This is a genomic window from Pseudomonas fitomaticsae (genome assembly GCF_021018765.1).
GTDB lineage: Bacteria > Pseudomonadota > Gammaproteobacteria > Pseudomonadales > Pseudomonadaceae > Aquipseudomonas > Aquipseudomonas fitomaticsae.
In genome coordinates, this window is sequence record NZ_CP075567.1 from 6,321,669 (window position 1) to 6,346,416 (window position 24,748).

The window sequence follows — 24,748 nt, forward strand, 5'->3', positions numbered from 1 at the left end:
ATCCTTCGGGCTGAACAGTGAGACAACTCACTATAGACCGTAGGACTTTTTCGGATGCCTTGCTCAGCTTTGGCAGCGCGGACACCAGACGCTGGCGCGCTGGCCGAGCTTCATTTCCCGCAGGCCCGTGCCGCAGACCTTGCAGTGCTCGTTACCACGCCCGTAGACAAACAGTTCCTGCTGGAAATACCCCGGCTGCCCGTCGCCACCGATGAAATCACGCAACGTGGTGCCGCCGCGCTCGATGGCGGCAGCGAGGATGCGTTTGATCTCGATCGCCAGCTTCAGATAACGCGCCCGGGAAATGCCTTTGGCTTCACGGCGCGGATCGATGCCGGCGGCGAACAGTGCTTCGGTCGCATAGATATTGCCGACCCCCACCACCACCGCGTTATCCATGATGAACGGCTTGACCGCCATCGAGCGCCCGCGTGACAGCTGATACAACCGCTCGCCATCGAACAGATCGGTCAACGGCTCCGGGCCCAGACGAATCAGCAATTCGTGATTGAGCGGGTCGGCGCTCCAGAGCATCGCCCCGAAACGCCGAGGATCGGTGTAGCGCAGCGCCAGGCCCGACTCCAGTTCGATATCGACATGCTCATGCTTGGCCGCCGGCATCCCGACCTCAACCAGCCGCAGGTTTCCCGACATGCCCAAGTGGCTGATCAGCGTGCCGACTTCGGCGTTGATCAGCAGATACTTGGCGCGCCGCTCGACCAGCACGATGCGCTGCCCGGACAGGCGCACATCGAGGTCTTCGGGAATCGGCCAGCGCAGACGCCGGTCACGCACGATCACCCGGCTGACGCGCTGGCCCTCCAGGTGCGGGGCGATGCCGCGGCGGGTGGTTTCGACTTCCGGCAATTCAGGCATGAGTTCCTCGAATTATTAGCTTCTTGAATCAGTGCGCGCCAAGTTCGCGGATGGTCTGCTTCAACGTTTCGAAGTCGTAATCCGAGAGGCCGATGTATTCGAGCACCAGCGGCCCGACGGCCTGCCATTCGAAGTCTTCGGTCTGATTGCCCAGCACGCGGTACGACGCGCAGATGTGCTCGGCCATTTTCAGGATCGCCAGCAGGTTTTTCATCTGACTGTTGCGCGAAGTCTCGTCGCTGAAGATCGCCATGGCATTGTGGTGGTTGGCGATGGCCGCACTGACGTGTTCCGGCAGGCGCCACGATTTGGCGGTGTAATAACCGACCACCGAATGATTGGTGTTGTAGACATCGTTCTCGGTGTCCACGACCCGGCGCTCGGCACTCGCGTTGGCATAGGCCTTTTCGAGCGTCGTCATGTAATCCGGGAAACGCTGAAGCATCAGCGGCACGCCGCAGTCATGGAACAGGCCCAAGGCGTAAGCCTCGTCGCTGGCCTCGGTGCCGACGCGCTTGGCCAGGGTCAGGCAGGTCATGGCCACGTCCTGGGCGGTATCCCAGAACCGGTTGAGCGTGACGATGGTGTCGTCATTCATCTCGCCCTTGATCGACATCGCGTTGATCAGATTGATGATCGAACGGCTGCCCAACAGGTTCACCGCGCGCTTGATCGAGGTGATCTTGTTGCTCAGGCCGTAATACGGCGAGTTGACGATTTTCAGCAGCGAGCCGGACAGGCCGGGATCCTGGGAGATCAGCTTGGCGATCGTCTCCAGGTCCGGGTCGGGCATGTATTGCTCCATTTGCAGATCCACCATGATCTGCGGCTGCGCGGGCACACTGATGCCTTGCAGGGACTGTTGAATCTGTTCGGTGGTCAGCTCTTGGGACATAAGTACACACTCTGGGACAGGCGGCGATTCTAACCCCTAAAAACCGACGAACGACACATCGGGGGCAGATCGGCGGAAACTTTCATTCAAGACCATCTGACGAATTCTGCCTTCATTCATTTGCAGGCCGGGCTGACGCGCCGCGTGTCCAGCGTCGAACCCGCGTGCAGCGCAACACGGTATACTCCCGCTCTTTTTTCCGGAGCGACGTCATGTCCCTGCCTAGCTTGCGCCTCAAAGCCAACGCCGACCGTCGCCTGCGCGCCGGTCACCTGTGGATCTACAGCAACGAAATCGACGTGGCCGCGACCCCGTTGCACGGCTTCAAGGCCGGCGACCAGGCGATCCTCGAAGCTGCCGGCGGCAAGCCGCTGGGCATCGTCGCCATGAGCCCGAACAACCTGATCTGCGCGCGCCTGCTGTCGCGCGACATCAAGCTGCCGCTGGACAAGTCGCTGCTGGTGCATCGCCTGAACGTGGCCCTGTCGCTGCGCGAGCGCCTGTTCGACAAACCGTTCTATCGTCTGGTCTACGGCGATTCCGACTTGCTGCCGGGTCTGGTGGTCGACCGTTTCGGCGACATCCTAGTGGTCCAGCTCGCTTCGGCGACCATGGAAGCCCATAAAGATGACGTGATCGCGGCGCTGACCCAAGTGCTCAAGCCAAGCGGCATCCTGTTCAAGAACGACTCCGCCGCGCGCGATGCCGAAGGCCTCGAGCGTTACACCGAAACCGTGTTCGGTGTGGTGCCGGAGTGGGTGGCGCTGGAAGAGAACGGCGTGAAGTTCGAAGCGCCAGTGGTTCAAGGTCAGAAAACCGGCTGGTTCTACGACCACCGCATGAACCGCGCACGCCTGGCCCCTTACGCCAAGGGCAAACGCGTGCTGGACCTGTACAGCTACATCGGTGGCTGGGGTGTGCAAGCGGCCGCATTCGGCGCCAGCGAAGTGTTCTGCGTCGACGCATCGGGCTTTGCCCTCGACGGCGTTGAGCGTAACGCCGCACTGAACGGTTTCGCCGACAAGATGACCTGCATCGAAGGCGACGTGTTCGAAGCCCTGAAGGAACTCAAGGCCAGCGAAGAGCGCTTCGACGTGATCGTTGCCGACCCGCCTGCGTTCATCAAGCGCAAGAAAGACCTGAAGAACGGTGAAGGCGCCTACCGTCGCCTGAACGAGCAAGCCATGCGCCTGCTCACCAAGGACGGCATCCTGTTCAGCGCTTCGTGCTCGATGCACCTGCCGGAAGACGATCTGCAGAACATCCTGCTGACCAGCGCCCGTCACCTGGACCGCAACATCCAGCTGCTGGAGCGTGGCAGTCAGGGTCCGGATCACCCGGTACACCCGGCCATCCCGGAAACCCGCTACATCAAGAGCATCACCTGCCGCCTGCTGCCTAACAGCTAACGGTATCGATGCTTGTAAAGAAGGGGAGCCCACGAGCTCCCCTTCTTTTTGCCTTTAATTTTGCTTTCCTACATTTATTGTCCTGCCGACGTGCAGGATTTTTCCGCGAATACTTTATTTACTGATATTTAACTTACACACCGACTTCACGCCAAAGATCAATCCGACAAAATTACTGGATTATTCCTACTTAATATTTGCTTGCGATTAACCCATTACAAACTATTATTAAGTCGTCACCACGGAGGTGACATCAACTAACCACGAAGCAACAATGAACAAGGAGTTCAATCATGAAAGCAATTACTCTGGAATCCCGCACTCTTGCAAACCTGGCTTTTCTGGTCGCACCTAAAGCCCGTTAAGTAAGGTTGGCGCTGGGTATGGCCGGCTACCCAGCGCCTCTGACAAAGCACCTATCCAGAGCAGCGTGCCCCAACATGCATATAAATCCTTATTTGTTCATACTGCCACGAACGCCCGGCCAGATAGTCTGGAACTACAAAGACCATACTCAACATGAACTTGATCTTGAGTATTCCTCCCGACTGGCACAACTTGTCCACAACCCTGATTCATATGACAGCAGCAACATAATAGACACACAGCTATTAAATGCCGGAATACTGACTTCTTCAAAAATCTCAGCACCAGTCTGGGGCTGGGATGAACTGTCCAGGATCTACCATATCGGGACGCGGGATATTCCTTGCGAACACACTCCCCGAAACATTCAGGAATGGTCCAGGCAGTACCTCGAACACTGCAACACAGTGCTTGCCACTCCACCGCCGGCCGACATGCCTGTGGATATCGGTCCGAACGCACTCATCGCCCTGCCCGAGCCGCTGGCACTGAATGACGACAGCCTGTCGGGTTCACTGACCCGGCGAAAGACCTGCCGATCCTTCACTGGCGCCGCCGTGTCGCTGGACGATGTGGGCACCTTGCTTTACCTGTCACTCGGTTACCTGCGAGAGCGCGAAGCCGATTGCGACGACAGCACCGCCGATGGACTGGGCGCACGACGCAGCAGCCCTTCCGGCGGCGGGCTCAATGCCTGCGCCGGGTTCGTGTTTGTACAGAACGTCGACGGACTGGCGCCCGGCGTGTATGCCTACCACTGCGCCGAACACGCCTTGAGCTTCATCAACCCCTTGCCCGACACCGCGACCGGCAATCTGCTGGGGGGCCAGCACTTCATCAATAACCTGCCATTGGGGCTGTTCATCACCGCCCGCTTCGACCGGCTCTGGTGGAAGTACCCGCATTCGCGTGCCTATCGAATGGCGTTCGTCGAAGCCGGGCACCTTTCGCAGACGTTTCAACTGGTGGCTACAGCGCTGGGCATGAACACCTGGCTCACGGGCGCGTTTTCCGACGATCAGGTCGAAACGTTGCTGAAGCTCGAGAACAGTGCGGAGCAACCCTTGTTCTTCGTCGGTTGCGGGGAAAGCGACGGTCAGGCGATGTGTCAGGAAATGCGTGACCTGTTGCGTGAGGTACAGACATGAGCGCTGTCGCCACGGAACCGGTCTTTCAGTTCACCTTGAGTGACTGGAACACCCGCGCCTCGGTCCGCACCAGTCCCCACGATTACCGTCTACCGGATGATCTACAGGAACAACTGGAAACCCGGCACTGGTTTCCACCAGCGTTTCTGCCCTATCTGGCGCACCCGGCCATCGAAGCGGCAGGGCGTTCGATGCTGCATCGGCTTACGGCCTGTCATCTGGTGCATTTTCTCGACTACACCACCTTGCTCGAACACCGGATCGTCAATCGCGCCGTCGAAACCATCGTCCACGGCGAACTGCCGGTCGCGGTGCCAGCGCCGATGAAGACCGCCGCGCTCCAGCTCTACACCGACGAGGGCTATCACGCCCTGTTTTCCAGTCAGGTGGCAGAGCAGATCGCCAGCCTCTACGCCATCACCGGGCGCCCGGTCATGCCCAGACGGATCACCCGGATGCACCTGTTGATTGCGCGCACCGCACAGGAGCAACGGCCGCTGGCGTACTTTCTTCTGGGCTTCGTCTCGGAAACCATCATTGCCCGTGAACTGCTGGATGTCTGTCGCGACAGCCTGGTGTCCGGCGTCAACGACATGTTGCGCGATCACCTCACCGACGAAGCGCGCCACAGCCGCTATTTCACCGAAGTGTTCCACTACCTCTGGTTGCACCTGAACCCGCGACAGCGAACGTTCACCGCGACGACCTTGCTCGACATTCTGGACATCTTCTTCGAAGTGGATGAGCACTGGCTGCAGGAAAGCCTCTGTGGCGCGGGCATTGCAAACACCACGGTGATGGACATTCTCGGCACGATGACATCGACCCAGGCCAGTCGACGGCGGGCACGCGCCGGCAGCCTCGCTACATTGAACGCATTGAAAAAAGCCGGATTTTTTGCCGAACCTCAAAACCAGACATTATTTGCCAGGGCAGGACTGATCGATGGATGACGGACAATCTGCGGTGACCCGACGAAAGCGTCGCGGGGCTGTCAGTCTGTTGCTGGCAATGGTGATGCTCGGCGTCTTTCCGCTGGATGTCCTGCTGCCTTCGTTCCCGGCACTGGCCGAACACTTTCGCCGCACCCCGGCGGACATCGCCCTGTCGATCAGCCTGTTTGCCGTCGGGATTGCCTTCGCCCAGTTGTTGATCGGGCCGCTGTCGGATGTGATCGGGCGCAAGGGGCTGCTGCTCGCCGGCATGAGCATTTCCATACTCGGCGCCCTCGGGTGCGTGATGACCTCGGACTATTCGCTGTTTCTGGTGTTCCGGGTGGTGCAGGCGCTGGGGTGCGGTTGCTTCGTGCTGTCACAGGCGCTGGTGCAGGACCTGTTTGAAGGCCAGCAACGTGATCGCCTGCGGATCCTGATGGTGACCGCCGGCGGGATTTTCATCTCGCTATCGCCGCTGGCTGGCACCTTTCTTCAGGCGACGCTGGGCTGGCGCGGCAGCTTCTGGGTGTTCATCGCATTATCAGCCGCAGTGCTGCTCAAGGCCTGGCTGTTTCTGGAGAGCACCCGACCGACCGCCAGTGGCACACGTACGAACTTCCTCATGGCCTATCGACGGGTTCTGGGAGATTTCGACTTCGTCGGCTACTGGTTGATTTCAGCGTTTGCCTTCGCCTGCCACTTTTCATTCATCGTGATCTCGCCGCTGATCTTCATGGATCGACTGCAACTGTCCGCTTACGAGTTTTCGTTGATCCTGCTGATCTACGGTGCGGCTTACGTCACCGGGGGGATCCTCGCCAGTGTGCTGAGCAGGCGCATCAACAGCGGCCAGCAGATGGTCGTCGGCCTGAGCCTGATCCTGTTCGCCGGCGTGACCATGCTGTACCTGTCGTCGAACTTTGCACTGGCTCCGGCGACAGTGCTGATTCCGATGCTGATCTGTACCGCCGGCACCACCATTGCCCGGCCGGCGGCCACGTCCCGGGCCATGAGTCTGTTTCCGGAAAACGCCGGCACCTCGGCCTCGGCCGGCAGCACGATCATTTTCATCTGCGGCGGCTTGATCAGTGCCTTGATCAGCCTGAGCCCGACCAATCTGCAATCCACGCTGGGCTACAGCTTCGTGATACTCAGCGGGGTGGCACTGGCGTTGAACGCGCGGATCAGTCGGCGCGACGATCTGGTGGGGCAACCGGACAGCGATTAATCCTGCCGGTCGTCATCCCGCACGCTTCGTCAGCACTGGAACAACGCTTTGCGCCATTCCCTCCTGACGCCAGCGGTGTAGAATCGCGAGATTCATCGCCATTCATCCCCGGCGGGTTTATGAGCTCAGGCTGAGACCAGCGGCGATCCCGCAACGTCATCGGCAACATCAGGACACACGGCCATTTCTGAGTGTTCCAGACGTCAATAGAAGCTCACTCCCTTTTGATACCTGATTAGCCGCCCGGAGTGCTCCATGCCAGATTACCGCTCGAAAACATCCACCCACGGCCGCAACATGGCCGGCGCCCGCGCACTGTGGCGCGCCACCGGGATGAAAGATGACGACTTCAAGAAGCCGATCATCGCCATTGCCAACTCCTTCACCCAGTTCGTACCGGGCCACGTTCACCTGAAGGACCTGGGCCAACTGGTTGCCCGTGAGATCGAACGCGCTGGCGGCGTTGCAAAAGAATTCAACACCATCGCCGTGGACGACGGCATCGCCATGGGCCACGACGGCATGCTCTATTCGCTGCCGAGCCGCGAGATCATCGCCGACTCCGTCGAGTACATGGTCAACGCCCACTGCGCCGATGCCATTGTCTGCATCTCGAACTGCGACAAGATCACCCCCGGTATGCTGATGGCCGCCCTGCGCCTGAACATCCCGGTGATCTTCGTCTCCGGCGGCCCGATGGAAGCCGGCAAGACCAAACTGGCCAGCCACGGTCTCGACCTCGTCGACGCCATGGTGATCGCCGCCGACTCCAGCGCTTCTGACGAGAAGGTTGCCGAGTACGAGCGCAGCGCCTGTCCGACCTGCGGTTCGTGCTCCGGCATGTTCACCGCCAACTCGATGAACTGCCTGACCGAAGCCCTGGGCCTCGCACTGCCGGGCAACGGTTCGACCCTGGCCACCCACAGTGACCGCGAACAGCTGTTCCTGCAGGCCGGCCGCACCATCGTCGAGCTGTGCAAACGCTACTACGGCGAGAACGACGAGTCGGTACTGCCGCGCAACATCGCCAACTTCAAGGCGTTCGAGAACGCGATGATGCTCGACATCGCCATGGGCGGCTCGACCAACACCATCCTGCACTTGCTGGCCGCGGCCCAGGAAGCCGAGATCGACTTCGACCTGCGTGACATCGATCGTCTGTCGCGCAAGGTGCCGCAACTGTGCAAGGTCGCGCCGAACATCCAGAAGTACCACATGGAAGACGTTCACCGCGCCGGCGGCATCTTCAGCATCCTCGGTTCGCTGGCCCGTGGCGGCCTGCTGCACACCGACCTGCCGACCGTGCACAGCCGCAGCATGGAAGAAGCCATCGCCAAGTGGGACATCACCCAGACCGACGATGAAGCCGTACACCACTTCTTCAAGGCAGGCCCGGCCGGCATTCCGACGCAAACCGCGTTCAGCCAGTCGACCCGTTGGGAAACCCTGGACGACGACCGTGAAAACGGCTGCATCCGCAGCTTCGAACACGCCTATTCAAAAGAAGGCGGCCTGGCCGTGCTGTACGGCAACATTGCCCTGGACGGCTGCGTGGTGAAAACCGCCGGCGTCGACGAGTCGATCCATGTGTTCGAAGGCAATGCGAAGATCTTCGAAAGCCAGGACAGCGCCGTACGCGGCATCCTCGCCGACGAAGTGAAGGAAGGCGACATCGTCATCATTCGCTACGAAGGCCCGAAAGGCGGCCCGGGCATGCAGGAAATGCTCTACCCGACCTCGTACCTGAAATCCAAAGGCCTGGGCAAAGCCTGCGCCCTGCTGACCGACGGCCGTTTCTCCGGCGGTACTTCCGGTCTGTCCATCGGCCACGCTTCGCCAGAGGCTGCGGCCGGCGGCGCGATCGGTCTGGTGCAGGACGGCGACAAGGTGCTGATCGACATTCCAAACCGCTCGATCAACCTGTTGATCAGCGACGAAGAACTGGCGGCACGCCGGGTCGAGCAGGACAAGAAAGGCTGGAAACCGGTCGAACAGCGTCCACGCAAAGTGACCACCGCCCTCAAGGCCTACGCCCTGCTGGCGACCAGTGCCGACAAGGGTGCGGTGCGCAACAAGGCGATGCTCGACGGGCTGTAATGCTTAGCCGTAGCGCATAAAAATGCCCCGCCAAGTGCGGGGCATTTTTTTGCCTTCAGGCTTACTGAATTTCTTCAGGTTTGACGATCACCCAGTTCTTGTCCGCCGTCACCGGCAAGCCTTCTTTCGCCTGAGCCGCCGCGTGCTTGGCCATCATGCCCTGAATCTGGGTCATGTATTTGTCCTTGCGGTTGACCCACAGGTGAATGCCGCCCTTGGCCACGTCCACATCGTGGAACAGCATGTAGCCGTCGCTGGTCGGCGTGTCGCCACCCACCAGAACCGGTTTTTTCCATTCGTCGATGTAGGTCAGGATCGCCGCGTGCTTGCCGGCCATCCAGGTCGCCGGCGTCCACAGGTACGGGGTCAATTCGAGGCCGAGGTTGGCCTTCTCGTCATACTTGCCGGCGGTGATCTGCTTGCGCGCCGTGGTCAGTTCGCCGGTCTCGCGGTTCTTCAGCAACGTGGTCACGCCGATCACGTTCTGCGGTTTGACGTTGTAGCCGTACTTCGGATCGGCCGCGACCATCCGCACCAGTTCTTCGGAGGCGGCGGTCATCACGTAGACCTCGATGCCGTTCTCCATCAGTTTGTTGTACAGCTCTTTCTGGCCAGTGAAGATCTTCGGCGGATTCACATCCAGGTTCTTGACCACGTCACCTTCGTAATAGGTTGCCGGCACCGGTTTGCCCGAAGCCATCAGCTCATCGACGTAGCCCTTGAGTTCCTTGAGGGTGAAGCCGGAAAACACCTGCGCGACCCATGGATAGCAGACCATGTCGTCGACTTCACAGAGGCGGTAGTAGTAGCTGAACAGGCTTTCCTTGTGGTCGGCGGTGTCCTTGAACGGCATCAGCTTCAGGGAGGGGTCGAGCTTGTCACGGGTGATCAGGCCCTTGTTTTCCATGAACGGCAGCAACGACTCTTCGAGGTCGTAGCGGTAACTGGTGTTGTCCATATCGAACACCGCGTAGTTACCCTTGTTGGCGTTGGCGGCGATCATCGCGTCCAGTGCCTTGGCCTGATCCGCCGGCCAGTGTTTCAGGTCGGTGGCGAATGCCTGAGTGGCCAGGCCCATCCCCACAGTCAGTGCGACAGCCAGAAATTTCGGTGCAAACTTCATTGGCGCTTCTCCCTGGGTCAAAGAAATCGACGCTAACAAATAAATGTGACAGTCCCCGTCTGTCAGCGACCGTCCACGTCCGTTTCGCGCCAGCTGCATCCCCGAGAGCGACACCCGCTTATTCCAAAAACGACGGACAACCTTTGATTTCGGTATTAAATCATTGGAAATCAAACTGTTAGGCTTGCCGGTTCGCAACAGCCCCGGAAGGCTGTTGGCACAGTCTTTTCTGGAGTTCTCATGAATCTGCCCCTGATTCTCAACGTGCTGGTGTTCCTCGCCCTGCTCTTCGGCCTGGCGCAAACCCGCCACACCTCGTGGAGCCTGGCGAAAAAAGTCCTGCTCGCGCTGGTGCTGGGTGTGGCATTCGGCGTCGCGCTGCACACGATTTACGGTGCCGGCAACCCGGTGCTGAAAGCCTCGATCGGCTGGTTTGATCTGGTCGGCAACGGTTACGTGCAACTGCTGCAAATGATCGTGATCCCGCTGGTATTCGCCTCGATCCTCAGTGCCGTGGCCCGTCTGCACAACGCTTCTTCGCTGGGCAAGATCAGCTTCCTGACCATCGGCACGCTGCTGTTCACCACCGCGATTGCCGCGCTGATCGGCATCGGCCTGACCAACCTGTTCGGCCTGACCGCCGAAGGCCTGGTTGCCGGCACGCAGGAAATGGCCCGTCTGCAAACCATTCAGACCGACTACGCCGGCAAGGTCGCCGACCTGAATGTGCCGCAACTGCTGCTGTCGTTCATCCCGCAGAACCCGTTCGCCGACCTGGCGCGGGCCAAGCCGACCTCGATCATCAGCGTGGTGATTTTCGCTGCGTTCCTGGGGGTTGCCGCGCTGCAACTGCTCAAGGATGACGTCGAGAAAGGTCAGAAAGTGATCAACGCCATCGACACCCTGCAAGCCTGGGTGATGCGTCTGGTGCGTCTGGTGATGAAGCTGACCCCGTACGGCGTGCTGGCGCTGATGACCAAAGTGGTGGCCGGTTCCAACCTGCAGGACATCATCAAGCTCGGCAGTTTCGTGGTGGTGTCGTACCTCGGTCTGGGCCTGATGTTTGTGGTGCACGGTTTGCTGGTGTCGGCGGCCGGGATCAACCCGCTGCGCTTTTTCCGCAAGATCTGGCCGGTGCTGACCTTCGCGTTCACCAGCCGCTCCAGCGCCGCGAGCATTCCGCTGAGCATCGAAGCGCAGACTCGTCGTCTGGGCATTCCGCAATCGGTGGCAAGCTTCGCGGCCTCGTTCGGTGCGACCATCGGCCAGAACGGCTGCGCCGGTCTGTACCCGGCGATGCTGGCGGTGATGGTTGCGCCAACCGTGGGCATCAACCCGCTGGATCCGCTGTGGATCGCGACGCTGGTGGCGATCGTAACCTTGAGTTCGGCCGGTGTGGCGGGCGTGGGTGGAGGTGCGACCTTCGCCGCGCTGATCGTGCTGCCGACCATGGGCTTGCCGGTTTCGCTGGTGGCGTTGCTGATTTCGGTCGAGCCGCTGATCGACATGGGTCGTACGGCGCTGAACGTGAGCGGTTCGATCACCGCTGGTGCGATTACCAGCCAGGCGATGCAGCAGACCGACAAGGCACTGCTGGATGCCGATGAGCATGCGGAGCTTGCTCAGGCTTAAACTCTTTAGCGCCTAAACGGGCCTCTTCGCGGGCAAGCCCGCTCCCACAGGGATTTGCATTCCAATGTGGGAGCTGGCCTGCCAGCGACGCTTTTAGGCTTTTTCCCAGACTTCGAAGTTGTAAGCCGGTTTGTCGCCTTCAGCCGGATTCGGCACGTTCGACACCAGCTTCCACTGGTTCAGATCGAACTCCGGAAACCACGCATCGCCTTCCGGGCTCAGCGCCACACGGGTCAGATACAAACGATCCGCCTGCGCCAGCCCCTGCGCATACAACTGCGCCCCGCCAATCAGCATCAACTCGTCGACGCCCTGCTCTTTCGCCCACTCTTCGGCACGAACCACGGCGGCTTCCAGCGACGAATAGACTTCCGCGCCTTCCAGCACCAGACCGGCCTGACGGCTGACCACGATATTCAAGCGGCCCGGCAACGGACGACCCAGCGAATCCCAGGTCTTGCGACCCATGATGATCGGCTTGCCGAGCGTCGTGGCCTTGAAGTATTTGAAGTCCCCCGGCAGGTGCCAGGGCATGCTGTTGTCGACGCCGATCACGCGGTTTTCACCGAGGGCTGCGATCAGGCTGAGGGGAAGTGATTTAGTCATGCCGGCGAGGATACCAGAGCCGCCCTTACCCCGATAAGCGCCACAGCGGTTATGCTCACGGCTCAATCAAGCAACGGGATGCCGCGTGACTGAACTGACTCCACTGCAAAACCTATGGCTCACCGAAACCGTGCGCCTGCGCGAAGAACACGCAGGCCCGCTGGACGATCTGGAAGCCAATCGCCTGGCCCGCGCGGCCGGCGGCGACCTGCCGGGGCGCATTCAACGCCGCGCCCTGTGGCTGGCCGAGCGCGATGGTCTGACCTCCGCGCTCAAACACTGGCTGCAGGGCGCGCGCCTGGCGCTGCTGTTGATGGTGCTGCTGGCCTGCGTGACCGGTGCCGGGATGGCCTTTTCCACACTGGGCGACGGCACGCGAGCGGTGAATATTTTCTGGGCGCTGGGCACATTACTCGGGGTGAATCTGATCCTGCTGCTGAGCTGGCTGTTCGGCCTGCTGTTCGCCGGTGAACATGGCGCAGCACTCGGCCGGCTGTGGCTATGGCTCAGCGAAAAATTTGCCCGGGATGCCAAAGCCGCGCAACTACCACCCGCGCTGCTGGTGTTGCTGCAACGGCACAAACTCAACCGCTGGGCGATCGGTACGCTGGTCAATGGCCTGTGGCTGCTGATTATGCTCAGTGCCTTGAGCATGCTGGTACTGATGATGGCCGCCCGACGCTATGACTTCATCTGGGAAAGCACGTTATTCGGTGCCGACTTCTTCTCCGCCCTGACGGATGCATTGGCGGTCATTCCCAATGCGTTGGGTTTGTCTGCGCCGCGTGTGGACATGATTCGCGTAACGCTGGATACCGATTACAACCGCGAACTGGTTCGTCAGTCCTGGGCGATCTGGCTGGTCGGTGCGGTGTTGATCTATGGTGTTCTGCCACGGCTGGCCTTGATGCTGTTCTGCCGCTGGCGCTGGAAACGCGGGCGCGATCGCTTGCGTCTGGACCTGAACCTGCCCGGCTACGCCCAACTGCGCGAACGCCTGATGCCGACCAGCGAACGCCTCGGCATCACCGACCCAGAACCTGCGCAATTGCACCGCGTCGAAAGCACCGTCGGCGAGCACGCCAGCGATGGTGCGTTGCTCGTGGCAATCGAACTCGACGATCAACACCTATGGCCGCCGACGCTGCCGAAAAACGTCAGCAACGCCGGCATCCTCGACAGCCGTGAATCGCGCAACAAACTGCTCGAACAACTCAGCCGCTTCCCGCCGGCACGCCTCGCGATTGCCTGCGACCCACGGCGTTCACCGGATCGCGGCAGCCTGGCGCTGATCGCCGAGCTGGCGCGCAACGCCGCCGCGACCCGCGTCTGGCTGTTGCAGGCGCCGCCAGGACAAGGACTAGACGCCGAACGCCTCGGTGACTGGCACATAGCGTTGCAACAGCTGGAGCTGCCGTTCGCCGATTGCGCCCCGTTGAACTGGCTGGAGCACGGACATGACTGATGCCTGGAAAGCGCCGCTGAAACTGGCGGTGGTCGGCCACACCAACGTCGGCAAGACTTCGCTGTTGCGCACCCTGACCCGCGACGTCGGCTTCGGTGAAGTCTCCCATCGACCGAGCACGACGAGGCATGTCGAAGGTGCGCGGTTGTCGGTGGATGGCGAACCGTTGCTCGACCTCTACGACACGCCCGGTCTGGAGGACGCCATCGCCCTGCTGGATTTTCTCGAGCGTCTGGAACGTCCCGGCGAACGCCTCGACGGCCCGGCACGGCTGGCGCGGTTTCTCGACGGCAGCGAAGCGCGCCAGCGTTTCGAACAGGAAGCCAAAGTGCTGCGGCAACTGCTCGCTTCCGATGCCGGCCTGTACGTGATTGACGCCCGCGAACCGGTGCTGGCCAAGTACCGCGACGAACTGGAAGTGCTGGCCAGTTGCGGCAAGCCGCTGTTGCCGGTGCTGAATTTCGTCAGCAGCGCCAACCATCGCGAACCGGACTGGCGTGAAGCCCTGGCGCGCCTCGGCCTGCACGCGCTGGTGCGTTTCGACAGCGTCGCCCCGCCGGAAGATGGTGAGCGTCGGTTGTATGAAAGCCTCGCACTGTTGCTGGAGAACGCCCGCCCACAACTTGAACGCCTGATCGCCGATCAACAGGCCCAACGCCTCGCCCGCGAGCAAAGCGCCGCACGCCTGATCGCCGAACTGCTGATCGACTGCGCCGCGTGCCGACGCAGCGTGGCGAGCAACGCCGAGCAGGAACAACAGGCCATCAGCGAATTGCGCAAAGCCGTGCGCCAGCGCGAACAACGCTGCGTCGAGGCGCTGCTCAAGCTCTACGCCTTCCGCCCACAGGACGCCGCTGCCAGCGATCTGCCGTTGCTCGACGGACGCTGGGGCGATGACCTGTTCAACCCGGAAACCCTCAAGCAACTCGGCGTGCGGGTCGGCGGCGGAATTGCCGCTGGTGCCGCAGCAGGTGCCGGTGTGGATCTGCTGGTGGGCGGCATCACCCTCGGCGCCGCCGCTCTGGCCGGGGCCATTGCCGGCGGCGCCCTGCAAACCGCCCGCAGCTATGGCAACCGCCTGCTGGGCAAGATCAAAGGGCAGCGAGAATTGACGGTCGACGACAACGTGTTGCGCCTGCTGGCCCTGCGTCAGCGGCAACTGCTGCAAGCGCTGAATGCCCGAGGCCATGCAGCGATGGATGCCGTTCAGGTGGCGACGCCGCAGGACAAGACCTGGCGCGAAGGCAAGCTGCCGGAGGCGCTGAACATTGCCCGGGCCCACCCGCAATGGTCGTCGCTCAACCCGCATCCGAAACTGAATCAGGCCCAGCGTCAGGAACAGATCGATGAACTGGTCGGCAAGGTCCTCGAACTCTAGAACCAGCCGAACTTGAGGAACTGTTTGACCAGCGCCGTCACCCGGCTGCGATCGGTGCGATTGGCGCGCCCGTCGTTGTCGACGTCCGAACACAGGACAACTTCGAAGCGGCCATCGTTATCCAGGTCGTGGACGGCGGCTTTGTAAGCGATGGTTTTGCCCTGGTGAAAGTGCAGCCTCACTGATTCCGGTGTTCCATCGCTGCCGGGGTTCAGAGCGAAGATCCGCAGATGTCGCGTGTCCTCGTCGGCCGCGTTGAACCAGGCGCATTTCAGATAGGTTCGGGTGAAGCTGCGCAGTTGCGCGACTTCACGGGCAGAGGCTTCGCGCCAATCCTGTTCGGTGTGATGAAAGCGCAACTGGACAGTTTCCCCTGCGCCGCTGCCGGATCGATCCCGGGCAATCACTTTCATAAAACGCATCCGTGCGCTCCTTCGGCAAAAAAACAGTCTGGGCCGAAGGGGCAACACCCGCCATGCACCGTTTCCCGGTTTGGCGTAAGAAGGTTCAGCGCGCCTCGCGGGACAGCACGGTAAAAGCCTTGCCCTTCAACAACGCAAGATCCATCACCGGCACGGCCATCTCCTTCGCCAGCTCATCCCACTGGCGCATTCGCAAGCTGACGGCGCACAACGGATCCTGCTCGAACGCATCGGCTTCGGCCTCGGTCATTACCCCGCCCTGATACTCCAGGGTGCGGCGGCTGGCTTCGCTCAAACGGTCGTAATAGCCCGACTCCCTGAGCGTCAGGTAGCGCTTGGCCTGGACGTGATATTCCACCAGCCGCGCCAGGCGCTCGCTAAATCCGGCCTCTCGCAAATAGTCCGCGCCGAGGCGTTCGTGGCTGACCACGCCGTAACCGCCCATATTCTCCGCGCCTTCGGCACACAAATGGCCGATGTCATGGAAGAACGCAGCAAGCACCACTTCATCGTCGAAGCCTTCGGCGATGGCCAGTTGCGCCGCCTGGGACATGTGCTCGATCTGCGACACCGGTTCGCCGATGTAGTCGCTGGCGCCGAAGCGCTCATAGAGGCCGAACACCCGGTCGATGACTTGTTCGTGACTCAACATCAGTGCTCTCCAAAAAGCTGTGCAACATTGCGCTCGGCCATGGCCGGACCGACGCTCATGCCGACGCCGCTGTGCATCAGCGCCACACTCAGCCCCGGCGCCGGACGCAGGAACGAAAACGGCCCCGGCCCCCGGGAACCATAGACACCCTGCCAGCGCTCGACCACCTGCACCTTGCAGCCGAGGGTCTGTTCGGCCAGTTCGAGCATCCAGTTGTCGACCTGTTCTGCGTTGAACGGCGACGGATCGCTGCCGTAATGGTGCGAGTCGCCAATGATCAGTTCGCCATACGGCGTCGGGCTGATCAGCAGGTGAATACCGTTTTCCTGCAAGTGCGGTTGTTCGCGCAGGATTTGCGCCTGCACTGCGGCCGCTTCCGGCAGATCGGCGAAGGCGCCGTAGTGCACGCAGCTGAGGCCGGTGAGCAAGGCGTGTTGCAAGTTCAGGTCGATCTGCGGCCGGGCGCGGAGCATTTGCAGGCGGCAGATTTGCGGATTGAGGGCGGCAATCGGCTCGGCCAGCAAGGTCTGATAATCATGGCCGGAGCAAACGATGATTTGCTCGGCAGTAAAAATGCCGGCAGTGCTTTGGAGCCTCCCCGGCTCGACATCACGCACCAGCGTCGAGAAGTGAAACTCGACGTTGAGTTCGCGACGCAGGTATTCGATCAGCGCCGGAATCGCTTCCCGGGAATACAGCTGTTGATCGTCCATCCCGTGCAGCGCGGCGCGGTGATGGCTGAACTGGCCGCCATACAGATCGCGCAACGCGGCACCGCGCAGCAGTTCGACGCGGTAGTTGTGCTCGACGGCGCGCCCGGCGCAGAAGGCTTCGAGCAAGTGCTCTTCGGCCTCGGTGCGGGCGAACAGGTACGAGCCGTTGCGCTTGAGTTGCAGGCCGGCGAGCTGCGCCCACTGCCCCCAGATTTCGCGACTGGCTTTGGCCAGTTCGAGCATCGGGCCCGGTGGCTGGCCGGTGACCAGCGCCTGGCCGAAGTTGCGTACCGACGCGCCGCTTGGCGTAGCGGTGCGCTCGAAAACCGCGACCTTGAGACCGCGTCGGGCGGCGGCATAGGCGTGGGACAGGCCCAGGATGCCGGCGCCGACGATCAGCAAGTCTTTGTGTTGTGTCATTGAGAGATGCTCTGAATGCGAGACCGCCATCGCTGGCAAGTCGAATCGTCGAACCGCAGCTCCCACAGGATTTGTGGTGAACACTGATTGTGTGGACACCTTGGCAACTGTGGGAGCTGGCTTGCCAGCGATGGGGCCCTGTCAGTCGATGAAGATCTTACTTGGCAGCAACTTTCTCGGACTTGCCGTCATAGCGCTTGCGCCATTCGGTCAGGATCTCGTCGCGGTTCTTCGAGGCCCAGGCGAAGTCGTTCTTGATCAGGCGCTGTTCGTAGTCGGCCGGCAGTTCGGTCTGCGGCTTGGCGATGCCCGGTTGGGCGAGGACGGCGAAGTTTTCCTTGTACAGATCCATCGCCGGGGCGCTGGCGGAGAAGTCGGCCAGTTTCTTCGCGGCTTCTTCATGCGGCGTGCCTTTGACCACGGCAGTGGCTTCGATCTCCCAGCCCAGGCCTTCCTTCGGCAGGATGATGTCCAGCGGTGCGCCCTGACGCTTCAGCTGAACGGCCGGGTATTCGAAGGAAATGCCGATCGGGAATTCGCCCGCTGCCGCCAGTTTGCAAGGCTTGGAACCGGAGTGAACGTATTGGCCGATGTTCTGGTGCAGGCCGTCCATGTAGGCCCAGCCCTGCTTCTCGCCGAAGGTTTGCAGCCAGGCGCTGACGTCGAGGAAACCGGTGCCGGACGAGGCCGGGTTCGGCATCACGATCTTGCCTTTGTACTCAGGCTTGGTCAGGTCCTGCCAGCTCACCGGTTTGGTCAGGCCCTGCTTCTCGGCCTCGACGGTGTTGAAGCAAATGGTTGCGGCCCAGACGTCCATGCCGACCCAGGCTGGCGGGTTGGCGGCGTCGCGGTAGTTCGCGCCGATCTTGCCCAGATCCTTCGGCGCATAGCTTTGCAGCATGCCTTGCTGATCGAGGATCGCCAGACTCGACGCCGCCAGACCCCAGACCGCGTCAGCCTGCGGGCGGTCCTTCTCGGCCAGCAGTTTGGCGGTGATGATCCCGGTGGAGTCGCGCACCCACTTGATCTCGACGTCCGGATTGACCTTTTCGAAGGCTTCTTTGTAGGACTTCAACTGTTCGGCTTCGAGGGCGGTGTACACCGTCAACTCGGTTTTTGCCGCGAAGGCATTCAGGCTGAAAGTAGCGAGCACAGCAGCGGCCAGGGCCATAGGCTTGAACATGATCGTTTTCCTTTCTCGGATTAAAGAGATGAGTTGAGGTTGGGCATATCAGTGACCGGGCGCCGTTTGCCGCCAGGCCTGGGAACGGCGCAGCAATCCGCGCGAAGTCCACGCCAGCAGCAAGGACACGCCCGCCGAGGTGAACAGAATCAGGGTCGACATCGCCGCCGCGCCACCGACGTTGCCGGCGTCATCCATGTTCAGCACCGCCACCGCCGCGAGGATGGTGTCGGGGCTGTAGAGGAAGATCGCGGCGGAAACGGTGGTCATCGCCGAGACGAACAGGTAGCGCACGATGTCCAGCAGCGCCGGCAGGCAGATCGGCACGGTGACCCGCAGGTAATGCCGGTACAGCGGCGCCTTGAGCGACAGCGCGGCGGCTTCGAACTCGGCGTCGAGCTGGCGCAGCGCGGTGGTGGCGGTCATCTGCGCGGTGGTCAGATAGTGAGCAATGGTGCAGACGATCAGCAGGGTCATGGTCCCGTACAGCACGTGCAGCGGGTTGCCGGTGAGGTTGAAGAAGAAGACGTAACCCAGACCGAGCACCAGCCCCGGCACCGCCATCGGTACGAAACTGAGCATGCGCAGCGTCAGATTCAGCCCGCGCTGGCTGCGGGTCTTTTCCATCAGGTAGGCACCGGTGAAGATCAGCACGCTACCGATCAACGCCGTGCCCAGCGCCATCTTCAGACTGTTGCCGTAGGCCAGCCAGCCACCGCCGGCGGTCTCGTTGAACTGATAGTGGTTGAGCGACAGCGACAGGTTGTATGGCCAGAACTTCACCAGCGACGAGAACACCGCCATGCCGAACACCAGCAGCAACGCGGCGCTGATCAGCAGGACCACGCTGAGATAAAAGGCATCGCGCTTCTTCGACGGTGCCGGTTTGAACACCTGGGCGCGGCCGCTCATGGAGTCGCCGTGCCGACGACGCAGCCAGGCATCGACGCCGAAACTGAACAGTGCCGGCAGCAGCAGAACCATGCCGATCAACGCGCCGCGACCGAATTGCTGCTGGCCGACCACCGCTTTGTAGGCTTCCAGTGCCAGCACCTGATAGTCGCCACCGACCACCACCGGCACACCGAAATCGGTGATGGTCAGGGTGAACACCAGACAGAACGCGGCGAACACAGCCTGGCGGGTCGCCGGCCAGGTGATGCTACGAAAGGCCTTTGCCGGGCTGGCGCCCATGCTCGACGCAGCGTCGAACAGTCGCGCATCTGCCAGCGACAGGGCTGACAGCAAAATCATCAAGGCGTGTGGGAAGGTGTAGATCACCTCACCCAGAACAATCCCCCAGAAGCCATAGATGTTGTCCGACAGCATCCCGCGCAACATGCCCTGATTGCCGAACAGATAGACCAAGGCAATCCCCGGCAACATCGACGGCGCCATCAGCGGCAGCAGGGAAATCCCACGCCAGATGCCTTTTACCGGAATCAGCGTGCGCTGCAAGGCGTAGGCAAACAGGTAGGCCAGCGGTACGACGATCGCCGCGACGCTGAGGGAAACCTTCAGGCTGTTGCCGAGCAGCCAGTGGAAATTGTCACTGGTCACCAGCTCTTTCGCGGCGAGCCAGCCACCGCCCTGCCCGGCTTCGCTGCTGAAGCCGCGCCAGAAGATCGCCAGCAATGGCAACAGCACCGCCACACCGAGCAGCACCAGCAGCAGGAGTTTGCCGCCGAGGACGAAGATCCGGTCGCCGACCTCGGCCCCGGACATCTGCCGCGCCTGCTTTTGCGGCAGCGGCAGCGCGAGGTTGCTGTTCATCAGGCAAACACCTGCAGGCTGCGTGGCGGCAAGGCGACCATGATCTGCTGGGCGCCGAGGCGCGGCATGGCTTCCGGCGCCAGTTCAGCGAGCAAGGCGTGGCCGGGCAATTGATCGAGTTCAAAACTCATGCGGCAGCGGTTGCCGAGGAAGGTGATCTCGCGGACCTTGGCCGGGAACAGGTTTTCCTCGTGTACCAGCGGATTGACGTTGATCGCTTCCGGGCGGCAGAACAGTCGACCCGACGGACTATGGACGCTGCCGTCGGCCAGGCGCAGGTTCATCCCGCCGACCTTGGCGTGGCTGTCGCTGCTGCGCTGGAATGGCAACCAGTTGCCCTGGCCGACGAACTCGGCCACGAACGGCGTGGCCGGGCGGTTGTAGATTTCCTGCGGGGTGGCGTACTGCTCGACCTTGCCGTTGTTCATCACGGCGATGCGGTCGGCCATCAGCATGGCTTCGTCCTGATTGTGGGTGACCATCAGGGTGGTGATGCCGAGGTTGCGTTGCAGTTGGCGCAGCTCGGTGCACAGATGCTCGCGGACCCGGGCGTCGAGGGCCGACATCGGTTCGTCGAGCAACAGCAGCGACGGCGCGGGGGCCAGGGCGCGGGCCAGGGCAACTCGTTGCTGCTGGCCGCCGGACAACTGACCCGGGTACTTTTTCTCACTGCCGGTGAGGCCGACCAGTTCCAGCATCTGACCGACGCGACGGCGCACTTCATCGCGACCGCTGCCGGCGAGGCCGTAGGCAATGTTCGCTTCGACGGTCAGATTCGGGAACAGCGCGTAGGACTGGAACAGAATGCCGTAGTCCCGAGCCTGGGGCGCGAGGTGGGAAACGTCGCGCTCGCCGAGGTACAACTCGCCGCTATCCTGCTTCTCCAGACCGGCGATGCAACGCAGCAGCGTGGTCTTGCCACAGCCCGACGGGCCGAGCAGGCACACCAGCTCACCGGCCGCGACATCGAGGGAGACGTTATCCAGCGCCGTGAAGGCGCCGAAGCGCTTCTGCACGCCGCGCACTTTCATCGGTGCGCCGGGGTTGGTCAGGGCAGTTGCGATTGCAGGGTTCATGGACAGGCCTCATCAAGCAGATGAGACGAATCCTAGAGTTGTAATGCGTCGGTCATATGGCAGTGAGGCAAAAACGACCGATAGTGGTATTCAGGGATTTTGGTTGATCAGGCCGGAGACATTTCCTGCGCCAACCCCAGAAACGCCGCCGGCAAGCGCGCGTTCTTGCGTTCCTTGAGGCAGTAGAGGTATTCGGGAATCTGCGGTGCATTCTCCAGGGTCAGCACCCGCAACTGCGGATCGTGCGGCACTTCCTGGCGGGCAATGATGCTGATGCCGATGTTGCGCAGCACCGCCTCGCGGATCGACTCGCGGCTGCCGATCTCCAGCAACGGGCCAAAACTGACCCCGGCGCTGGCCAGCAACTCTTCGGTGAGGCGACGGGTGGTCGAACCGGATTCGCGCATCAGCAAGGTATGCCCGGCCAATGCACTCAGCGTCACATGGTCGTGCGCCGCCAGCGGATGATTACGATGAACCGCCAGCACCAGCGGATCGCTGCCGAGCACCCGCCGGATCAGCCGTGCATCGTCGAGCAACTGCGAGGATGCCGCGACATCCACCCGATAGTCCTCCAGCGCTTCGAGCACCTGCTGCGAGTTGCCGATTTCCACCGACACCTCTACCTGCGGCAGGCGCTCGCGGAAGGTCTTCACCAGATCGAGGATGTAATACGGCGCTGTCGCGGCGATGCGCAGCGTACCCTGCACCTGGCCGCTGTTGCGCAGAAAGAACTCGATATCGGCCTCCTGCTGCAACAGCGCCTTGACCATCGGCAAAAGCCGCGCGCCTTCGTCGCTGACACTCAGACGCCGGCCGCCACGGTAGAACAGCTCCACCGAATACTGGCTTTCCAGATTGCGGATCTGAGTGGTCACGGTCGGTTGGCTGAGGCCGAGCTTTTTCGCCGCCAGCGTGATGCTGCCCAGGCGGGCCACCATGTAAAACGCTTTCAGCTCGGCACTCAGCACAACCGTCCCTCTTCCTCTATTTGCGCAACAGGCGCAAACCGTTGAACACCACCAGCAGGCTCACGCCCATGTCGGCAAACACCGCCATCCACATGGTGGCGAGCCCGGCGAAGGTTACCCCAAGAAAGATCGCTTTGATCACCAGCGCCAGCGCGATGTTCTGTTTCAGGATAGCGGCGGTATGGCGCGACAGGCTGATGAAGGCCGGAATCTTGCGCAGATCGTCGTCCATCAGGGCGACATCGGCGGTTTCAATCGCGGTATCGGTGCCGGCCGCCGCCATGGCGAAACCGATCTCGGCCCGAGCCAGTGCCGGCGCGTCGTTGATGCCGTCGCCGACCATGCCGACCCGACGGCCCTGCGCATACAGGTCTTCGATGGCTTGCAGTTTGTCGGTGGGCAGCAGGTCGCCCTTGGCCTGATCGATCCCGACCTGCGCCGCGATCGCTTGCGCGGTGTGGACGTTGTCGCCGGTGAGCATCAGGGTTTTCACGCCCAGTTCGTGCAGTTGGCGGATCGCCTCGCGGCTGGTTTCCTTGACCGTGTCAGCCACGGCGAACAGCGCCAGCGGGCCGGAACGGTCGAGCAGCAACACCACGGACTTGCCCTGTTTCTCCAACGCAAACAGTTTTTCTTCCAGTTGCGGCGAGCACAGGCCCAGCTCTTCGACCAGACGATGGTTGCCCAAGTGGTAGACCTGACCGTTGACCTCGCCTTTCACACCACGGCCGGCCAGCGCTTCAAAGTTATCCACAACCAGCGCCGCCAAACCTTTATCCACAGCCGCGTTGGCGATGGCCAGCGACACCGGGTGATCGGAGCGCCCGGCCAGCGCGGCGGCAATCGCCGGGGCCGTGGCGTCGGCGGTCGGGTCGAGGGACAGGTAATCGGTCTGCACCGGTTTGCCGTGGGTGATGGTGCCGGTCTTGTCGAGGGCCAGATAGTCGAGCTTGAAACCGCCCTCCAGGTACACGCCGCCCTTGACCAGAATGCCTTTGCGCGCCGCCGCCGCAAGGCCGCTGACGATGGTCACCGGAGTAGAAATCACCAGCGCACACGGGCAAGCGACCACCAGCAGCACCAGCGCGCGATAGATCCAGTCGAACCACGCGGCCCCCATGAACAGCGGTGGGATGATCGCCACGGCCAGGGCCAGAACGAAGACCACCGGGGTGTAGATTTTCGAAAACTGATCGACGAAGCGCTGGGTCGGCGCCCGCGCGCCTTGCGCCTGTTCCACGGCGTGGATGATTCGCGCCAGAGTGGAGTTGTTCGCCGCTGCGGTCACCGCGTATTCCAGCGAACCGGCCTGGTTGATGGTGCCAGCGAACACTTTGTCGCCGACGGTTTTTTCCACCGGCAGGCTTTCGCCAGTGATCGGCGCCTGATCGATGGTCGAACTGCCGCTGACGACTTCTCCGTCCAGCGCGATACGCTCACCGGGTTTCACCCGCACGCGGGCGCCGAGATCGATGCTTTTGACGTCCAGTTCGACCCAGTTGCCGTCAGCCTGCAACACCGTCGCCTGCTCCGGCGTCATCTGCATCAGGCCGCTGATGGCGTTGCGTGCACGATCCAGCGAGCGCGCTTCGATCAGCTCGGCCACGGTGAACAGGAACATCACCATCGCCGCTTCCGGCCATTGGCCGATCAACACCGCGCCGGTCACGGCGATGCTCATCAGCGCATTGATGTTGAGGTTGCGGTTCTTCAGGGCGATCCAGCCCTTCTTGTAGGTGGTGAGGCCGCCGCTGAGGATCGAGATCAACGCGATGATCGCCACCACCCAGGTCGGGGCGGCGCTGGTGAAGTGAATCACTTCGGCAGCAAGCGCACCGACGCCGGACAGCGCCAGCGGCCACCAGTGTTTTTTCACCGGCGCCGGCGCTGGCGCTTCGACGCCCGCCTCCAGCGGTTCGGCCTGCATGCCCAGGGATTTGATCGCGTCGATGATCGGCGCGGTGTCCGGCAGATTGTGGGTCACGCCGAGCACGCGGTTGATCAGGTTGAATTCCAGCTGCTGGATCCCGGCCAGTTTGCCGAGCTTGTTCTGGATCAGCGTCTGCTCCGTCGGGCAGTCCATCGCCTCGATGCGGAAGCTGCTCAACCGGGCGTCGGCACTTTTCGCCTCGCTCAGTTGAACAAGCGAAGGCCCGGCGGCTTTCGATGAGCAGCAAGCGTCTTCACTCGAATGAGCCGGCGCAGGCGTAACGGTTTTCGACCCGCAGCAGGAATCGCCGGCGTGGGCATGTTGATGCACAGGCTGCAGTTTGTGACTGTGATCGTGCCCGTCGCCGGGCTTGTGGGTGTGCAGGGAATCGCTCATTGGTCGCGTCCATGAAGGTGCCTGTTGCCAAGTAAAGACCCTGTAGCCACTATA

Annotated in this window: 20 protein-coding genes; 8 read left to right on the top strand and 12 right to left on the bottom strand. The window is 61.8% G+C overall.

Features of this window, described 5'->3' with window-relative positions:
• Positions 1–63: 63 nt before the first annotated feature.
• Positions 64–876 (bottom strand): bifunctional DNA-formamidopyrimidine glycosylase/DNA-(apurinic or apyrimidinic site) lyase, encoded by an 813-nt coding sequence (gene mutM, locus KJY40_RS28760; protein ID WP_230734038.1) that lies wholly within the window; start codon positions 874–876, stop codon positions 64–66.
• A gap of 28 nt (positions 877–904) precedes the next feature.
• Positions 905–1,717 (bottom strand): HDOD domain-containing protein, encoded by an 813-nt coding sequence (locus KJY40_RS28765; protein ID WP_230737773.1) that lies wholly within the window; start codon positions 1,715–1,717, stop codon positions 905–907.
• Positions 1,718–1,983: 266 nt separating this feature from the next.
• Between KJY40_RS28765 and KJY40_RS28770 the strand changes: the two genes are divergently transcribed.
• From KJY40_RS28770 to ilvD, 5 genes are all read left to right on the top strand, one after another.
• Complete coding sequence (locus KJY40_RS28770) at positions 1,984–3,180, top strand: class I SAM-dependent rRNA methyltransferase (protein WP_230734039.1); 1,197 nt, start codon at positions 1,984–1,986, stop codon at positions 3,178–3,180.
• Positions 3,181–3,620: 440 nt separating this feature from the next.
• Positions 3,621–4,694 carry a SagB family peptide dehydrogenase gene (locus tag KJY40_RS28775; RefSeq protein ID WP_230737774.1) on the top strand — a complete coding sequence of 358 codons (1,074 nt, stop codon included), beginning with the start codon at positions 3,621–3,623 and terminating at the stop codon, positions 4,692–4,694.
• Entirely contained in the window at positions 4,691–5,647 is a 957-nt protein-coding gene (locus tag KJY40_RS28780; RefSeq protein WP_230734041.1) for a diiron oxygenase, read from the top strand. Before KJY40_RS28775 ends, KJY40_RS28780 begins: the two co-directional genes overlap by 4 nt.
• The gene (locus tag KJY40_RS28785; RefSeq protein WP_230734043.1) at positions 5,640–6,857 is read left to right on the top strand and encodes a multidrug effflux MFS transporter; all 1,218 of its coding nucleotides are present in this window, start codon (positions 5,640–5,642) and stop codon (positions 6,855–6,857) included. Before KJY40_RS28780 ends, KJY40_RS28785 begins: the two co-directional genes overlap by 8 nt.
• A gap of 255 nt (positions 6,858–7,112) precedes the next feature.
• On the top strand, positions 7,113–8,954 hold the full coding sequence (gene ilvD / locus KJY40_RS28790; protein ID WP_011336405.1) for a dihydroxy-acid dehydratase: 1,842 nt from the start codon (positions 7,113–7,115) through the stop codon (positions 8,952–8,954).
• A gap of 61 nt (positions 8,955–9,015) precedes the next feature.
• Here the strand turns inward: ilvD and KJY40_RS28795 are convergent, their stop codons facing one another.
• The gene (locus KJY40_RS28795) at positions 9,016–10,077 is read right to left on the bottom strand and encodes an HAD family hydrolase (RefSeq protein WP_085605918.1); all 1,062 of its coding nucleotides are present in this window, start codon (positions 10,075–10,077) and stop codon (positions 9,016–9,018) included.
• Between the two features lie 240 nt (positions 10,078–10,317).
• On the opposite strand from KJY40_RS28795, the gene KJY40_RS28800 reads away from it, so the two are divergent.
• Positions 10,318–11,709 (top strand): L-cystine transporter, encoded by a 1,392-nt coding sequence (locus tag KJY40_RS28800; protein WP_230734044.1) that lies wholly within the window; start codon positions 10,318–10,320, stop codon positions 11,707–11,709.
• A 93-nt stretch (positions 11,710–11,802) separates the two neighbouring features.
• Here KJY40_RS28800 and KJY40_RS28805 read toward each other — a convergent pair whose 3' ends face one another.
• Positions 11,803–12,315, bottom strand: coding sequence for a dihydrofolate reductase (locus tag KJY40_RS28805; RefSeq protein WP_230734045.1), 513 nt, complete (start codon positions 12,313–12,315; stop codon positions 11,803–11,805).
• An 85-nt stretch (positions 12,316–12,400) separates the two neighbouring features.
• Between KJY40_RS28805 and KJY40_RS28810 the strand changes: the two genes are divergently transcribed.
• Positions 12,401–13,780: a DUF2868 domain-containing protein gene (locus KJY40_RS28810; protein ID WP_230734046.1), complete on the top strand. Its 1,380-nt coding sequence runs from the start codon at positions 12,401–12,403 to the stop codon at positions 13,778–13,780.
• Positions 13,773–15,158: a GTPase/DUF3482 domain-containing protein gene (locus KJY40_RS28815; RefSeq protein WP_230734047.1), complete on the top strand. Its 1,386-nt coding sequence runs from the start codon at positions 13,773–13,775 to the stop codon at positions 15,156–15,158. The genes KJY40_RS28810 and KJY40_RS28815 overlap by 8 nt, the downstream gene beginning before the upstream one ends.
• Here KJY40_RS28815 and KJY40_RS28820 read toward each other — a convergent pair.
• The 8 genes from KJY40_RS28820 to KJY40_RS28855 form a co-directional block, all read right to left on the bottom strand.
• A complete protein-coding gene (locus KJY40_RS28820) occupies positions 15,155–15,580 on the bottom strand; it encodes a hypothetical protein (RefSeq protein ID WP_230734049.1) in 426 nt (141 codons plus the stop codon). The genes KJY40_RS28815 and KJY40_RS28820 overlap by 4 nt on opposite strands.
• 85 nt (positions 15,581–15,665) lie before the next feature.
• Positions 15,666–16,232: a phosphonate degradation HD-domain oxygenase gene (locus KJY40_RS28825; RefSeq protein ID WP_230734051.1), complete on the bottom strand. Its 567-nt coding sequence runs from the start codon at positions 16,230–16,232 to the stop codon at positions 15,666–15,668.
• Positions 16,232–17,395: a TIGR03364 family FAD-dependent oxidoreductase gene (locus KJY40_RS28830; RefSeq protein ID WP_264302533.1), complete on the bottom strand. Its 1,164-nt coding sequence runs from the start codon at positions 17,393–17,395 to the stop codon at positions 16,232–16,234. Before KJY40_RS28830 ends, KJY40_RS28825 begins: the two co-directional genes overlap by 1 nt.
• Before the next feature lie 127 nt (positions 17,396–17,522).
• Positions 17,523–18,548 carry a putative 2-aminoethylphosphonate ABC transporter substrate-binding protein gene (locus KJY40_RS28835; RefSeq protein WP_230734055.1) on the bottom strand — a complete coding sequence of 342 codons (1,026 nt, stop codon included), beginning with the start codon at positions 18,546–18,548 and terminating at the stop codon, positions 17,523–17,525.
• Positions 18,549–18,596: 48 nt separating this feature from the next.
• Complete coding sequence (locus KJY40_RS28840) at positions 18,597–20,321, bottom strand: putative 2-aminoethylphosphonate ABC transporter permease subunit (protein ID WP_230734057.1); 1,725 nt, start codon at positions 20,319–20,321, stop codon at positions 18,597–18,599.
• Positions 20,321–21,397: a putative 2-aminoethylphosphonate ABC transporter ATP-binding protein gene (locus tag KJY40_RS28845; RefSeq protein ID WP_007953451.1), complete on the bottom strand. Its 1,077-nt coding sequence runs from the start codon at positions 21,395–21,397 to the stop codon at positions 20,321–20,323. The genes KJY40_RS28840 and KJY40_RS28845 overlap by 1 nt, the downstream gene beginning before the upstream one ends.
• A gap of 107 nt (positions 21,398–21,504) precedes the next feature.
• Complete coding sequence (locus tag KJY40_RS28850) at positions 21,505–22,368, bottom strand: LysR family transcriptional regulator (RefSeq protein ID WP_007953452.1); 864 nt, start codon at positions 22,366–22,368, stop codon at positions 21,505–21,507.
• Between the two features lie 16 nt (positions 22,369–22,384).
• The gene (locus KJY40_RS28855) at positions 22,385–24,694 is read right to left on the bottom strand and encodes a heavy metal translocating P-type ATPase (protein ID WP_230734059.1); all 2,310 of its coding nucleotides are present in this window, start codon (positions 24,692–24,694) and stop codon (positions 22,385–22,387) included.
• Positions 24,695–24,748 lie beyond the last annotated feature (54 nt).